Origin of the sequence: Phyllobacterium bourgognense (assembly GCF_003337575.1) — a bacterium.
Taxonomy (GTDB): domain Bacteria; phylum Pseudomonadota; class Alphaproteobacteria; order Rhizobiales; family Rhizobiaceae; genus Phyllobacterium; species Phyllobacterium bourgognense.
In genome coordinates this window covers 633,865-647,698 of the sequence record NZ_QPJM01000001.1, presented here as the reverse complement: position 1 = coordinate 647,698, position 13,834 = coordinate 633,865, and the positions used below count along the sequence as shown (strand labels likewise).

Sequence of the window (13,834 nt, the reverse complement as noted above, 5' to 3'; positions counted from 1 at the left end):
ACATCCGCTGTCAATTGTTTTTAATTATTGTCGACACCTGTAGTTTGCTGTATTGGGAGCGGCGACAGGAGGCTCTCGCAATGGCGCGGACAGACGAACGCTTCAGGGCGACTTTCAATGCGGTTCTCGACGAGTGTTCAGCATTGAAACCAGGTGATTTGCTGGCTTCTGAACTGGCGCTTGCTGCGCAATTCGACGTGAGCCGTACAGTGATCCGGTCAATCCTCGAACGTCTGGACATGATCGGGATAGTGCAATGGAGGGGACGCCAGAAAGCGCTCATGCGGATGCCGCGCCAAGACGAACGGCTGACGGTAAGTGCGAGCCAGGTTTCTCCCGAAGAGCTCGAACGTCAGTTCCTTTACTGGATCCTGCGCTTCGACGTGCCGCCGGGCACGCCGCTCAATGTCGCCGAACTTGCCCGACAGTTTCGGGTCAGCGTCCACGGCCTGCAGGAATTTTTAGCGTCGCTCAGCCGGTTCGGCCTTGTCAAACGGCGGCCCAAAAACGGTTGGGAGCTCGTTGGATTCACTTCTGATTTCGCGATCGAGCTTTCCGATTTCCGCATGATGATTGAGCTCAACGCGATTTCGCAGCTCATCGCGCTGCCTGACAGCCACCAGATTTGGCACAGGATAGAGGAGCTCGACGAGGCGCATCGCGCGCTTGCAGCGGCAATCGATGCGCGCTTTCACGATTTTTCCCTGCTGGACGAGCGCTTTCACTTGACGATAGGCAGCATCACGCGCAATCGCTTCGTCGCCGAATTCCAGAAAGTGATTTCCTTGATTTTCCACTACCATTATCAGTGGGATAAGAAGGACGAACGCGAGCGTAACGCAGCCGCAATCGATGAACATCTGAGACTGATCGCGGCCCTGAAAGCGCGCGACGAAACCGCAGCACTCGCGGCAGCGCGGGATCACCTGGGCACATCGAAGCAGACGCTACTCTCCTCGCTGCGCATTCACGCCCTATCCTAACGGATCGAAGCTGGCATCACCGCCCTCGGGCAGGCCGAACGCGCCGATGCGGCCGCGAGAACACTGGATTGCTGGCAGCAGTCGAATTACCGTTCATCGGCGGCGCCGGCGGTGTTGGCGGGCTGACGAACAGCCATCGAGTGCGCACTTGGAGCGGCACCACGGCAAGAAGGCACGCGTCAAGTGTGTACCGAAAACAACGATCGGGCGCGGGCCCTCCGAGTGCCGTGATCTCACGTCAAAATAGCGAGTTCATCGCTGATGCTTAACTCCAAGAGCGTTGCAAGCAGCCCGGCGGAAGTCCGTCGGGCTCCTTGGGTCAATCGAAATCCTCGACGTTTTCGGATGTAACAAGCCCCGCCCCGGTGTCGACATTGGCATCCACCGCCTCACCCTGGATGGCCTTGACTACGGTCGCAATGCCAAGCTCACCCATCTTTGCCGGGAATTGCGCGACGCTCGCATCTTCCGTTCCAGCCCTGATCGCTTCAAGTTCGCCGCAACAGGCGTCAAAACCCACAAGAATGATTTTGTCGTTAGCAACGTTCGCATTGGCCAGCGACTTGACGGCCCCGGGAATTGGCGGACCGCAGGCCGCGTAGATCGCCTTGAGGTCCGGATTGGCCGTCAAGATGTCTTCGGTGACGGAGGTGCCGAGTTCAAGCGTGCAGTTGGTAGCGCCCTTTGCCACGACGTCGACCTTGATGCCGCCCAGGCCCTCCATCATCCCGGTGACGCGTTCGTCCAGCGCCGGCACGCCCGGCACGCCTTCGAGAATGGCAATCTTGTCGCCGTCCTTGAGCTTGGTCTTCAGGAACTCGCCAGCGATCTTGCCGCCGTTGAGGTTGTTGGTGGACACGAGCGCCGTCTGGCTTTTCCAGCCAGGGATGCTGTTGTCGACCAGCACCACCTTAATGCCGGCGGCGACGGCTTTGTCGAGCGCCGGTGCGACGGTGGGATCGACGGGCGTGATCGCCAGTCCCTTGACACCTTGCGTGACCATCGATTCGATCAGCGCGATCTGGCCTTCGATGTCGGTTGCTGACTGACCTTGGCCGGTGATGAGCTCGATCCCGGGGTGGTCGGCTGCGTATTTTTTGGCGGCCTCCTCCATCGTCGAATAGAACGGCACCGGAAATTTAGTGATCAGTCCGATTTTGACGCTCTCGGCGGCAGCTGCCGCATTGGCCATCACGGCGACTAGCGCCGGTCCCATAAAGAACTGCAGTTTCATCGCGCTTCCTCCCTGTTTTGACGGACCCTGCTGCGGCTCCTTGCCGCCGCCTTTCGGACCCGCAATTTTCGGCTCAAGCCCCGACGATCATCGAGACCAGTTCCTGTTTGTTGGCGCGTGTCGGAACGAGCTCGCCGACTCTCCGCCCTTGTCTGAGCACCACGGCGCGGCCGGCAAGTTCCGTCACATGGTCCATATTGTGGGTGATCAAAATGATCGCATTTCCGCGGTCGCGCAGCGCGCCGATGAGGTCGAGCACCTTGCGAGATTCGCACAGGCCGAGCGCCGCGGTCGGTTCGTCCAGGATGACCACCTTGCGGGCAAAGACCGCCGAGCGGGCGACGGCAATGGCCTGGCGCTGTCCGCCGGACATCAACGCCACGACCGCGTCAAGGTGGGGCAGCGACACATTGAGCGACTGGATCAACGAGCGCGTCTGCTCGTCCATCCTCCGCTTGTTGAGCAAGCGCATGGCGCGCGGCAGCCATTTCGGACCGGCGATCTCGCGTCCGGCGAAGAAGTTCTGTGCCGGGGTAAGGTTGTCGAAGAGAGCGAGGTCTTGATAGACAGTCTCGATGCCGGCCGACCGCGCGTCGGCGGGCGACCGAAGAACGTTGGCCGCGCCGTCTATCACGACGTCGCCTGCGTCCAGCCGGTGGACGCCGCTGATGCACTTGATAAGCGTGGATTTGCCCGCGCCGTTGTCTCCGAGCAGGGCGAGGATCTCGCCGCGATGGACGTCGATGCTGACGTCGTCGAGCGCAACCACCGAGCCGAAACGTTTGCAAGCGCCACGGACGCACAGCACCGGATGTTGCGGATGTGCGGCGAGCTGATGCTGTGTCATGGTCCGGCCTCCGCCCGCAGCACACGCATGCGGGACTCGAGATGGTTGCGAAGGACATCCGCTTCGACGGCAGCGACGATGACAACGCCGATGACGATCAGCTGGTAAAACACCCCGACGTTCAAGAGATTGAGGGCATTGCGGATTACGCCGATCATGATCGCTCCGATCAAGGCATGGCCGATGTGTCCGCGACCCCCGAGAAAACTAGCTCCGCCGATGATGACCGCAGCTATGGTGTCGAGCTCCAGTAGATTGCCGAACAGCGGCGATCCCGCATCGGTGCGGCCGGCGAGAAGTACGGCTCCTATTCCTGCGCAGGTTCCCGAAATGACGTAGGCCGAAACCAGGACCGCGGAGACCGGAATGCCCATGCGGACGGCAGCGTCGGCCCTGCCACCCACGGCATACATCCAGCGGCCCCAGACCGTCGACTGGGTCAGGACAAACATCAGCGCCGCAACCCCCGCGACCACGAACACCGACCCGGGAAGCCCGGCAAACGCCTCCTGACCCAAGCTCCGGATGGCTGGCGGCATCCCCGGAATCGCGCGGCCGTCGGCAAGCTGGAGGGCGATGCCTTTGGCAATGCTGAGCGTCGCCAACGTGATGATAAACGGGTGCGGCAGGCGTCCGTAGACGTAAAACAGGCCGTTGACGGCACCCACGGTCGTGCCGGCCGCGACCATAACGGCAACGACCGTCAGCGCCGAAGCGCCGGCGTGAAAGCTCAGCGCCCCGAGCACCGAAGCCAGTGCGAGGTTCGACCCGACCGAAAGGTCGATCCCCTTGGTCAGGATGACCAGATGTTGTCCCATGGCGACGACGCAGATCACCGCGGTCTGCGCCAGGATGTTGCCGAGATTGCGCGGCGACAGAAAGTATGGCGACAGGAGGCTCAACACCAGAATGAGCCCGATCAAAATGAGGACAGCACCGGCACCGAGTAACTTAAGGCCAACGGCCACCGCAACGTTCTCGCTGGCCGCCACAGTGGGCGCGCGCGGTTCAGCGACTTCTCGTTCAAGCGAATCGTCCGTCCCCCTCAACACAACCTCCTGATGACAATGCAACCCGGGGCTTGTATTCTTATCGATAAAAAGCCGCAGGACTGGACGAAGGTCAAGCTGTTTTTTATAAGTAATATACAACCAAAAAAGACAGGCGCATCTGTGAAGCCCGACTCAGTTTTCAAGAAAGCTTTCAACCGCACGCTGCAACTGATCGAGGCCGGCGACGTCGACATCGGCGCAACCTCCGAAAACGCTCTGCGGGCAAGGATGGGCGTCAGCCGCACCACCGTGCGCAAGGTGCTTAGCGCGCTTGATGCCCGCGGCATAACGCCGACGGCCGGCAAGCGGCCGAGGGCTGGCAGGCCCATACTGAAATCCGACTACTTTCCCGATCCGGAGACGACATCGAAACGCCAGCACGTCGAAGAACAGTTCATGGAGTGGATGCTTCGCGGGGACACCCAGCCGGGCACGCTCATTAACGAACTGCAGCTGGCGAGGCAGTTTGGCGTGGCAACGAACGGCATCAGAGAATTCCTGATCCGCTTCAGCCGCTTCGGGCTCATCGAGAAAAAGCAGAATTCAGGATGGCTGTTCAAGGGATTCACCGAGGAGTTCGCGCTCGAACTTTTCGAGATCCGCGTCATGTTCGAGTTGCGCTCGGCGGTCCTCTTCGCCGAACTACCCGATGACTCGCCCTTGTGGACGGAACTTGCCGAACTGAAGACGGCGCACCAACAGTTGCTGCGGGAAATCGGCCGACGCTTCCACGATTTTTCGCGGTTGGACAATCGTCTGCACCGCCTTATAAATCGAGTTGCACCGAACCGCTTCATCGACGATTTCTACGAGGTCATTACCCTGATCTTCCACTACCACTACCAGTGGAACAAGAAAGATGAACTTCAGCGCAACGAGGCGGCGATACGCGAGCACCTCGCCTACATCGACGCGCTGTCGAGCGGCGACGTGCATGAAATCGAGCGCGCGTGCCTCCGCCACATGACCTCGGCGCGGACGACCTTGGTTCGCTCGATTCAGGTGGCAGCTTGACCTTCCGCTTGCACGCGGTACTGGCGAGTTATGGTCGATTGTGGCCCACGAGTATCTTTGTGCCAGGGCGGAATGGTTCGAGCCGTCCTCAACGCGGTTTCTCACTGGCATTATTGGCAATGAAGGCGTGCAATGCTGCCGCAACAGGGGTGCCAACGACGGCAAGGTCGCGTACGGTGCTCATGTGATCCCCATCAATAATGTGCGATGCTCGCACTTCAAGTCCTTGGGCGGCAAGAATGTCCCTGAAGGCATTTGCCTGGATTTTGAAGGGGTGAGTTTCCAGTCCGCCCGTCATGATAGCGACGCGCGTTGCAGGATCGTGCTCGCGATGCATCGGCGTAAACCGTCGCACCTCCTCGTCGCTCAAGGCGATCTCGTCACGCAGGAAAGACGTCTGCAAGGGTGCGAGATCGTATAGCCCGCCAAGCAAGAATGCAGCAACTACGCCCGAGGGCGCTACCGAGCGATTGAAGAGAAAGGTTGCAAGATGCGCACCGGCGGAGTGGCCACTGACGGAAAATCTGCTGGGCGTGGCACCAAAGCGATCGGCATGCGCCAGCAGAAAAGCCTTGGCATTCAGGACCTGACCGATAAGGACGTCCATCCTCGCCATGGGCATCAACGCATAATCGACGATGGCAGCAACCGCGCCAGCGCGGGTAACGGTCTCAGCGACGCAGGAATAGTCCTCCTTGGAGAACATACGCCAATAGCCGCCATGAATGAACATGTGGATCGGCATGTCCGAGCCGGTACCACTTGGCAGGAAGATGTCGAGAGTCTCGCCCGGCTCACGACCGTAGGCGACGTTGGCCTCCATGGCGACGGTGCGGCGAGTGGCGATGCTACGGGTACGGATATCGTCGACAATGTCGTCGAAACTTGCGACATGGTCACGAATGCGGAACGGATCGGCGGTCACAGCTTCCTCCTTCAGAAACCTGTCGCAATGTATTTGGCTTCCATAAACTCCGCTATACCGTGATGCTGCCCTCCTTCACGTCCAAGGCCGCTCTGCTTCACACCGCCAAAGGGAGCAGCGGGATCGGAGACCAGTCCACGATTGAGCGCGATCATGCCTGCCTCGACCTTCGAGGCGATGCGCATGCCACGGCCAATGTCGCCAGTATAGATGTAAGCGGCGAGGCCATATTCCGTATCGTTGGCAGCGGCGACGACCTCTGCCTCGCTCTCGAAACGATAAAGCGGCGCAACGGGACCGAAAATCTCCTCGCGGCCCATGTCAGAGGTGGGGGAAACATCCGCAAGTACCGTCGGCGGATAGAAGAAGCCGCGTCCTGCCGGTGCCCGCCCGCCGCAGAGAACACGCGCGCCCCGCGAAATGGCATCCGCAACAAGCCGCTCGATCTTCTCCACTGCCTTGCGCGTGATCATCGGGCCGCATTCCGTATCCGAATCCACGCCTGGGCCGACCCTTAGGGCGGCCATGCGTTGGGTAAATTTTTCCGTGAAGGCATCGTAAATACCGGACTGGAGATAAATGCGGTTTGCGGCCGTGCATGCCTCGCCCGCATTACGCATTTTCGCTACCATCACGCCTTCGATCGCCGCGTCGAGGTCCGCATCGTCGAACACGATGAACGGCGCGTTGCCACCAAGTTCCATAGAGCAGGAAATGACATTCTTCGCCGCTTCTGCCAGAAGCGTGCGGCCGATGCCCGTCGAGCCTGTAAAGGAGAGCTTTCGCACGCGCGGATCGGCCAGCATCGCGGCGGTGACGGGCCCGGGGGTCGATGTGGTCAGCACATTGACGACGCCGGGCGGCACACCAGCCTCCTCGTAGAGGGCCGCAAGCGCATAGGCCGTTAGCGGCGTCTCGCTCGCGGGCTTCAGGATGACGGTGCAACCTGCGGCAAGGGCTGGTGCGATCTTGCGGGTCGCCATAGCGGCCGGGAAGTTCCACGGCGTGATGAGAACGCAGATGCCGATAGGCTGGTAATCGACGATGATCCGGTTCGCACCGGACGGGGCAATGCCGAACTCGCCAGAGATTCGCACTGCCTCCTCCGCGTTCCACCGGAAGAACTCCGCCGCATAGGCCACCTCGCCCTGCGCGTCGCGCAAGGCCTTCCCGTTCTCCAGCGAAATGAGCGTGGCAAGCGTTTCGGCGCGTTCCACCATAAGTTCGAAGCAGCGACGCAGGATCTCGGAACGCTTTCGCGGCGGCGTCTCGCGCCAGCCTTTCGCCGCGCTTGCAGCAGCCTCGACGGCCGCCGCCGCATCCGAGACAGTCGCATCGGGCACCGCGACAACGACCGCCTCGGTCGAGGGATCGATCACCTGAATCCAACCCTCGCCTGCGGCTGGCCGCCAGACGCCGCCAATATAAAGACCGTGGGAGAACGAGCGGAACCCGAAGCGATCGTGGTCGGGATGCAAAGAATGCTGGTTGCCATTCATGATGTTGTCTCAAGGTCAGAGGGCGCAAGCGGCCAGATCGCCGTCATAGGCGGCGCGCACAAGGCTGTGCATGGCGGCCGAATCGAAGGAACGCGGATTGTTCTTGATCAGCCGGCCGATGCCGAGCGCCTGCTCGGCGGTCCAGTCGAGCCGCTCTTCCGGCAGGCCGAGGCTGGCGAGCGTCGGCGAGATGCCGATCGCGGCGAAGAGGCGGCTCACCTCGCCGATCGCCGCATCGGCAAGCGCCTCCTCGTCCTCAACGCCGGCGGGATCAAGGCCGAGCGCCCTGCCGACAGCAGCGATTTCCGCAGCGGCGACGCGGCGATTATAGGTCATCACATAGGGCAGCATAGTCGCGACCCCAAGACCGTGCGCCGTGTGGGTCAAGGCACCGACCGGATATTGCACCGCATGGGCTGCGGCGGTGCCCGCCGTGCCGAAGGCGCAGCCTGCCGCAAGCGCGCCCATCATGACATCGGCGCGCGCATCGATATCGGAGCCGTCGGCAAAGGCCTTTTCCAGGCTCCGGCCGAGGAGCCGGATTGCATGCAGCGCGAACTGGTCGGAGAGATCGCTCTTGCCGACGAAAACATGCTGCTGCGGGAGTTCGGGATCGCCGGGGCGGCGCATGGCCGTGAAGGCTTCGATCGCATGCGTCAGCGCATCCGCACCGGTAATCGCCGTAAGACCCGGCGGGCAGGAGACCGTGAGTTCCGGGTCGCAGATCGCCGCTGCGGCAATGAGATAGGGGCTCGAAATGCCGACCTTCAGCATGCATTCGGGATCGGAGACAACGGCGACGGGCGTGACCTCGGAGCCCGTACCGGCCGTCGTTGGCACAGCAATGAGCGGCAGGACGGGTCCAGGCACCTTGAACTCTCCGTAGTAATCGCCGAGCCCGCCGCCATGGGCGAGCAGCAACGAGGCGCATTTGGCCATGTCGAGGCAACTGCCGCCGCCGATGCCGATCACCATGTCGGACGCAAAGCCGCGCGCGGCCTCCACGCAACTCGCGACCGTATCGCGCGGCACGTCGGGTAGCGTCTGGTCATGCACCAGCACGGCGATTCCGGCGGCTTCGAGCGCGGCGATCATTTCCGCAAATTCTAGGGTCGCGGCAAAGCGCGTGTCCGTGCAGACGAGTGCGCGCCGGCCAGTCCTGCCGGCGACGCTGGCGAGCGCATGGCGCTGGCCGACGCCAAAAAGGATTTCGCGCGGCAGCCTCAGGACGGCAAACAAGCTCATGATCTTTGTCCTTCGAAGGCCAGAATACGGGAGCGGGATAGCGCGTTAAGGTCTTCCCAAAGGCGCTGGTCGATATCGAATCCGTTGCGGCTCGCCGCCTCCCGCCGCCGGCGGGCACGATCGCCCGGAACGAGGACCGGCTCGCCGGCCTTGGCGGTTGGTGAGGCGCGTACGGCATCGAGATAGGCCGACAGCCGTGCCGGCAATCCCGACGCCAGACTGGGCTCGATCATTATGAAAACGTCAGCCTTGTTGCATGGCGACTGGCTCTCCATTGTGCCGCGCACATCGGGCGCAAGCGCCGAGCCGGCAATGGCTGCCACCAGCAACTCCATGGCGATGCCGAGGCCGTGCCCCTTCGCATCTTCGAACGGCGCAATCGCGCCGGCCCTGGCACGAACCGGATCCGTCGTCGGGCGGCCCTCCGCATCCCGTCGCCATCCTTCCGGATCGGGCACTGCAGTCGCGTGGTGATTTATCCTACTCATGGGCACGAGGCCGGTCGCGAGATCGAGCACGAGCGGCTCCTCGGCGGTCGGCACAGCGACCGCAACCGGGTTGGTGCCGAGCATGGCGCGCGGATCGCCGGCCAGCGACTCGCTCGACGAGAGCGCGATGCCGATGAAACCCATCGCGGCGATGGCCTCCACATAATGCGAGAGCATGCCGAGATGGTTGGCATTGCGCAAGGCGACGAGGCCGATGCCCAGATCGGGGATGTGGGGCGCGAGCCGCTCGATCGCGGCCATGGCGACGACAGGGCCGAACCCTGACGAACCCTCCACCTCCATCACAGCATCCGCCCGCCAGCGCTGCGTGCCCTTCGTCGCGGGATCAATGATACCGCGCTCAATCCGTTCGACCAGTCGCGGAAGGCGGTGCAGGCCGTGCGAAGGGTGCCCCTTCATCTCTGCCGTCACCAGGATGCGAGCCTGCAGTACCGCGTGGTCACGCGGTGCGCCGTGCGCTTCCAGCAGGCGGGTGGCAAGCGCAAGGGCTGCCACTTCGGATATCCGCATATTCTTTCTCCCTATATTAATCGTATAGGATATAGGATTGTATTGGGCGCAGCATCGTGCTAGCGATTGAACCTGTCAAGGGGCAATACAGCAGATGATTTTGACGAGACTTAAGGAACCATTAGCGGGCACGACCCAGATACCGCGCGCCAACAGCTTGGCCGGCGACGTCTACGAAGTGATTTTCAACCAGCTCATGTCGTTGAAGATCGCGCCGGGCGCACGCATCACGGTCGACAACCTGGTCAAGGAATTCAACGTCTCCCACACGCCGATCCGCGAAGCGCTCGGTCGGCTTGAAGGCGAGGGTCTCGTCGTCAAGCAGCATCTCGTCGGCTTTCATGCCGCACCCCAGATCACGCGCCGCCGCTTCGACGAGCTCTATGAACTCCGCTTGCTGCTGGAGCCCGCCGGCGCCGCCAAGGCGGCCCAGGCGATGGACGACGAAAGGCTCGCTATCCTGACGGAGGCAGCAGGCGTGATGACGCGCAGCGACAACAGAGACGAGCGGGCGAACTATTCGGCTTTCGCCCGAAAGGACGCCATCTTCCACGACCGCATCATGGAATTTGCCGGCAACGAGCTGATCCGCGAGACGCTGACATTCCAGCACACGCATTTCCACATCTTCCGCTTGATGTTCCATCGCCGCGTGACCGAGGAGGCGCTCGGCGAACACCAGACGCTGCTCGATGCCTTCGCGGCTCACGACCCCGACGCCGCGGCGAACGCAATGCGCATCCATATCGAACATTCGCGCGACCGGCTGCTGCCGGCATTCGACGCATTCTAAGTAATCCGGGGGCCCAATTAAGGGTCTGCCCGACCTGACAACGAGGAGGAGAATCCATGCCAGGCAAGAAAATCCTGATGCTCACCGGCGATTTCACCGAGGAGTACGAAATCTTCGTCTACCAGCAGGCCATGGAGGCCGTCGGCCATACGGTGCACGTCGTCTGTCCCGACAAGAAGGCAGGCGACATCCTCAGGACGTCGTTGCACGATTTCGAAGGTGACCAGACTTACACCGAAAAACTCGGGCACAACGTCACCATCAACAAGACATTTTCCGAAGCCGAGAAACAGCTCGACCAGTATCACGCCGTCTACTGCGCCGGCGGGCGCGGGCCGGAATATATCCGCACTGACAAGCGGGTGCAGGCGATGGTGCGCCATTTCCACGACGAGAAGAAGCCGATCTTTACCATCTGTCACGGGGTCCAGATCCTGATCGCGGTCGAAGGCGTCGTTCGCGGCAAGAAGGTGGGTGCACTTGGGGCCTGCGAACCCGAAGTCACATTGGCGGGCGGCACCTACATCGATCTCGCTCCGACCGAGGCCTATGTCGATGGCACGATGGTTTCCGCCAAGGGCTGGACGGCGCTCGCCGCCTTCATCCGCGAATGCCTGAAGGTGCTGGGAACGGAAATCCGCCACAGCTGAGCCGAGCCATGCGACCCGATCCCCGAAGGTCGCCGAGTCTTCGACATGCCGAAAGTCGATCGACTAGAGGCCGCCGCGATTCCAGCCGCGGCCGCGGTCGCCAAACATCTCATAGCCGGTATCGGTGATGGCGAGCGTATCCTCCAGCTTGATGAAGCCGCGCTTCGGGTGAAGCATCGTCGTCTCGACCGAGATCACCATGCCGGCTTCCAGCGGCCGGAGCGCATCGATGCCCTCATAGGTAACGGGGTGGTTCGTCATGAGGAACGGCGCTTCGTGGCTGATGAGGCCCATGCCGTGGCAGAAGAAGTCGGTGAAAGCCGCCGACGGCGAGGCCTTGAGAACGGCTTCCGCTGCCTCGATCATTTCACGACCAGCAGGCCCTACCCTCACCTTGGCGAAAGCTGCCTGCTGGATGGACGCCACCTCGGCCAGAAGGTCCTCAAGCTCCGCATCCGGCTCACCGAGCACGCCCATGCGGCAGAGGTCACCGATATAGCCGTGATAGTTACCGCCGGAGTCGATCGACAGGACCTCGCCTTTGGCCCAGGCCTGCGGCGAGGCTGCGCGGTTGTGGCTGGATCCCAGCGTAAGCAGGCAGTACTCGAAATGCAGGCCGCGGTTCGTTTCCTCCCGCCGCAGTTGCTCGATGATTTCCGTCTTCGTCGAGCCCGCGCGGACCGCCGCGATCGTCGTCAGCATCGCGTCGGTTATCAGTTCGGAAGCGCTCCTCAGCTTTGCCAGTTCATCCGCCGTCTTGACGGCCCTCAGCCGCTCCAACGCATGCGTGGCATCGGCGAACCGCGCGCCCTCCAGCCGCGAGGCAAGAAGGTCGCGGGCGTCAGAGGGCAGGAATGCCGGCTCGACGCCGATGCGCCCGCCGGCCCTGCCGATCTTCTTCAGGTGCTCGACGGCGAGCCCGGCGGCATCCTGCGTGCCCCAAGTCGCCGTATGTACAGCGGGCGTCCAGAATGGATTGTTCTGGTGCTCTGCGCCCTCCATGCGGTTGCCCACATAGGCCGAGTGGTCCGGCGCGCCCTTCTCGTAGATCACCATTGGCAGATATCGGCTATGACCGATGGCGTCCATGACGGCGAAGAAGATGAACTTGTAGCCGCCCATCAGATATTGCGTGTTGTGCTTGGAGGTGGCGACGATGACATCAATGCCTGCCTCCTCCATGAGCCGGTCGAGCTTGGCCGTATCGAACGGCGGCACGGTGGACCTTGTTTCGCCTGGATTGATGTTCAACTTTTTTCCTCCCGAAATGTGTTGCCCCGGCTTCAGGAGCCCGGCGGCAGAAGACGGAAGTCCGGCAGCTCGCGAAGCGCAAGCTCCGGCCCCGCCGGCGAATAGACGACGAAGAGCTGCATCGGACGAGAACCGGTATTCTTCGTCGAATGAAAGCGGCTTTCCGGAACATAAATGGTGCAGCCCGGGCCCACTCTCGCCGTGATCGGATTGCCGTTCTCGTCCTCAACCATCTGTTCGCCCTCGCCGGAGATGACGAAGATAATTTCCTCCGCACCCGGGTGATTGTGGCGGGCATGGCCCTCGCTACTCGGCAAGTCGACGACACCAGCAGAAAAACGACCGGCGCCGTTGACCTCCGGCGCCACCGTCAGCGACAGTTTGCCCCAGTCGAAACCGAAGGCGCTCACATCCTCAGGATAGATGAAATACTTGGTCTTTGCCATGGGATGGTCTCCTTCCGCACCTCTCGTCACACGAGCGCGCCGATGCCGAGCGCCTTGAAATCTTCCGTCTGCTTGCGGATCGCAGCCTCGGCCGGCAAGCGCTCCATCGAGCTTGCGCCGTAAAAGCCGTGGCAGCCAGGGCAACGCTCCAGAATGTACCGCGCATCCTCCGGCATTGAGATCGGGCCGCCGTGGCAGAGCACGATGACGTCGTCGCGCACAGAGCGCGCGGCCTTGGCGATCGCCGTGATCTCATCGACGCAGTCATCAAGCGATTTGCCGGAGGTTGCGCCTATCGTGCCGCCGGTTGTCACGCCCATATGCGCAACGACGATGTCGGCGCCGGCAACCGTCATGTCGGTCGCCTCGCTCTCATTGAATACATACGGCGTCGTCAGCAGGTCTAGCCCGTTGGCCATCGCGATCATCTCGACCTCCAGACCGTAGCCCATGCCAGTCTCCTCGAAACTCTGCCGTATCCGGCCGTCGAACAGGCCGATGGTGGGGAAGTTCTGGACGCCGGAAAAGCCCATTGCCTTCAGTTCTGCGAGGAAGCGCGGCATCAGCACGAAGGGATCCGTGCCGTTGACACCGGCAAGCACCGGCGTCTTTTTCACAACGGGCAGCACTTCGAGCGCCATGTCCTTCACGATCTCGTTGGCATTGCCATAGGCGAGCAGGCCGGCCGCCGAACCGCGCCCCGCCATGCGGTAGCGCCCCGAGTTGTAAATAATGATGAGGTCAATGCCGCCAGCCTCCTCCGCCTTGGCGGAGATGCCCGTGCCGGCGCCGCCGCCGACAATTGGCACGCCGGCTGCGATCATGCCGTGGAATTTTTCGAGGATGGTTTTGCGAGGTATGACTGGCATCGATTTT

Annotated in this window: 14 protein-coding genes; 4 read left to right on the top strand and 10 right to left on the bottom strand. The window is 62.0% G+C overall.

What is annotated here, in order from left to right; all coding sequences use genetic code 11:
* Positions 1 to 80 precede the first annotated feature (80 nt).
* Positions 81 to 983 (top strand): GntR family transcriptional regulator, encoded by a 903-nt coding sequence (locus C7476_RS03095; RefSeq protein WP_114428403.1) that lies wholly within the window; start codon positions 81 to 83, stop codon positions 981 to 983.
* Between the two features lie 319 nt (positions 984 to 1,302).
* Here the strand turns inward: C7476_RS03095 and C7476_RS03090 are convergent, their stop codons facing one another.
* From C7476_RS03090 to C7476_RS03080, 3 genes are all read right to left on the bottom strand, one after another.
* Positions 1,303 to 2,217 carry a sugar ABC transporter substrate-binding protein gene (locus C7476_RS03090; RefSeq protein ID WP_114428402.1) on the bottom strand — a complete coding sequence of 305 codons (915 nt, stop codon included), beginning with the start codon at positions 2,215 to 2,217 and terminating at the stop codon, positions 1,303 to 1,305.
* A 73-nt stretch (positions 2,218 to 2,290) separates the two neighbouring features.
* Complete coding sequence (locus C7476_RS03085) at positions 2,291 to 3,064, bottom strand: ATP-binding cassette domain-containing protein (protein WP_114428401.1); 774 nt, start codon at positions 3,062 to 3,064, stop codon at positions 2,291 to 2,293.
* Positions 3,061 to 4,113, bottom strand: a complete 1,053-nt coding sequence (locus C7476_RS03080; protein WP_245426051.1) for an ABC transporter permease — start codon at positions 4,111 to 4,113, stop codon at positions 3,061 to 3,063. Before C7476_RS03080 ends, C7476_RS03085 begins: the two co-directional genes overlap by 4 nt.
* A gap of 123 nt (positions 4,114 to 4,236) precedes the next feature.
* Here C7476_RS03080 and C7476_RS03075 point away from each other — a divergent pair, with 123 nt between their 5' ends.
* Positions 4,237 to 5,130 carry a GntR family transcriptional regulator gene (locus tag C7476_RS03075; protein ID WP_114428556.1) on the top strand — a complete coding sequence of 298 codons (894 nt, stop codon included), beginning with the start codon at positions 4,237 to 4,239 and terminating at the stop codon, positions 5,128 to 5,130.
* 88 nt (positions 5,131 to 5,218) lie between these two features.
* Here C7476_RS03075 and C7476_RS03070 read toward each other — a convergent pair whose 3' ends face one another.
* From C7476_RS03070 to C7476_RS03055, 4 genes are read right to left on the bottom strand one after another with little or no spacing between them, the layout of a single operon-like run.
* Positions 5,219 to 6,055, bottom strand: coding sequence for an alpha/beta hydrolase (locus C7476_RS03070; protein ID WP_114428400.1), 837 nt, complete (start codon positions 6,053 to 6,055; stop codon positions 5,219 to 5,221).
* Between the two features lie 11 nt (positions 6,056 to 6,066).
* Positions 6,067 to 7,554, bottom strand: a complete 1,488-nt coding sequence (locus C7476_RS03065; protein ID WP_114428399.1) for an NAD-dependent succinate-semialdehyde dehydrogenase — start codon at positions 7,552 to 7,554, stop codon at positions 6,067 to 6,069.
* 15 nt (positions 7,555 to 7,569) lie between these two features.
* The gene (locus C7476_RS03060; RefSeq protein ID WP_114428398.1) at positions 7,570 to 8,799 is read right to left on the bottom strand and encodes an iron-containing alcohol dehydrogenase; all 1,230 of its coding nucleotides are present in this window, start codon (positions 8,797 to 8,799) and stop codon (positions 7,570 to 7,572) included.
* Complete coding sequence (locus C7476_RS03055) at positions 8,796 to 9,818, bottom strand: Ldh family oxidoreductase (RefSeq protein WP_114428397.1); 1,023 nt, start codon at positions 9,816 to 9,818, stop codon at positions 8,796 to 8,798. The genes C7476_RS03060 and C7476_RS03055 overlap by 4 nt, the downstream gene beginning before the upstream one ends.
* Before the next feature lie 94 nt (positions 9,819 to 9,912).
* Between C7476_RS03055 and C7476_RS03050 the strand changes: the two genes are divergently transcribed.
* Together C7476_RS03050 and C7476_RS03045 are read left to right on the top strand one after the other, a co-directional pair.
* Entirely contained in the window at positions 9,913 to 10,611 is a 699-nt protein-coding gene (locus C7476_RS03050; RefSeq protein ID WP_114428396.1) for a GntR family transcriptional regulator, read from the top strand.
* Between the two features lie 56 nt (positions 10,612 to 10,667).
* Positions 10,668 to 11,261, top strand: coding sequence for a DJ-1/PfpI family protein (locus C7476_RS03045; protein WP_114428395.1), 594 nt, complete (start codon positions 10,668 to 10,670; stop codon positions 11,259 to 11,261).
* 63 nt (positions 11,262 to 11,324) lie between these two features.
* Here the strand turns inward: C7476_RS03045 and C7476_RS03040 are convergent, their stop codons facing one another.
* The 3 genes from C7476_RS03040 to C7476_RS03030 are packed head-to-tail and all read right to left on the bottom strand — an operon-like array spanning position 11,325 to position 13,827.
* Positions 11,325 to 12,512: a M24 family metallopeptidase gene (locus C7476_RS03040; RefSeq protein WP_114428394.1), complete on the bottom strand. Its 1,188-nt coding sequence runs from the start codon at positions 12,510 to 12,512 to the stop codon at positions 11,325 to 11,327.
* A 32-nt stretch (positions 12,513 to 12,544) separates the two neighbouring features.
* Positions 12,545 to 12,958, bottom strand: coding sequence for a cupin domain-containing protein (locus C7476_RS03035; RefSeq protein ID WP_114428393.1), 414 nt, complete (start codon positions 12,956 to 12,958; stop codon positions 12,545 to 12,547).
* A 26-nt stretch (positions 12,959 to 12,984) separates the two neighbouring features.
* Complete coding sequence (locus tag C7476_RS03030) at positions 12,985 to 13,827, bottom strand: phosphoenolpyruvate hydrolase family protein (RefSeq protein ID WP_114428392.1); 843 nt, start codon at positions 13,825 to 13,827, stop codon at positions 12,985 to 12,987.
* Positions 13,828 to 13,834 lie beyond the last annotated feature (7 nt).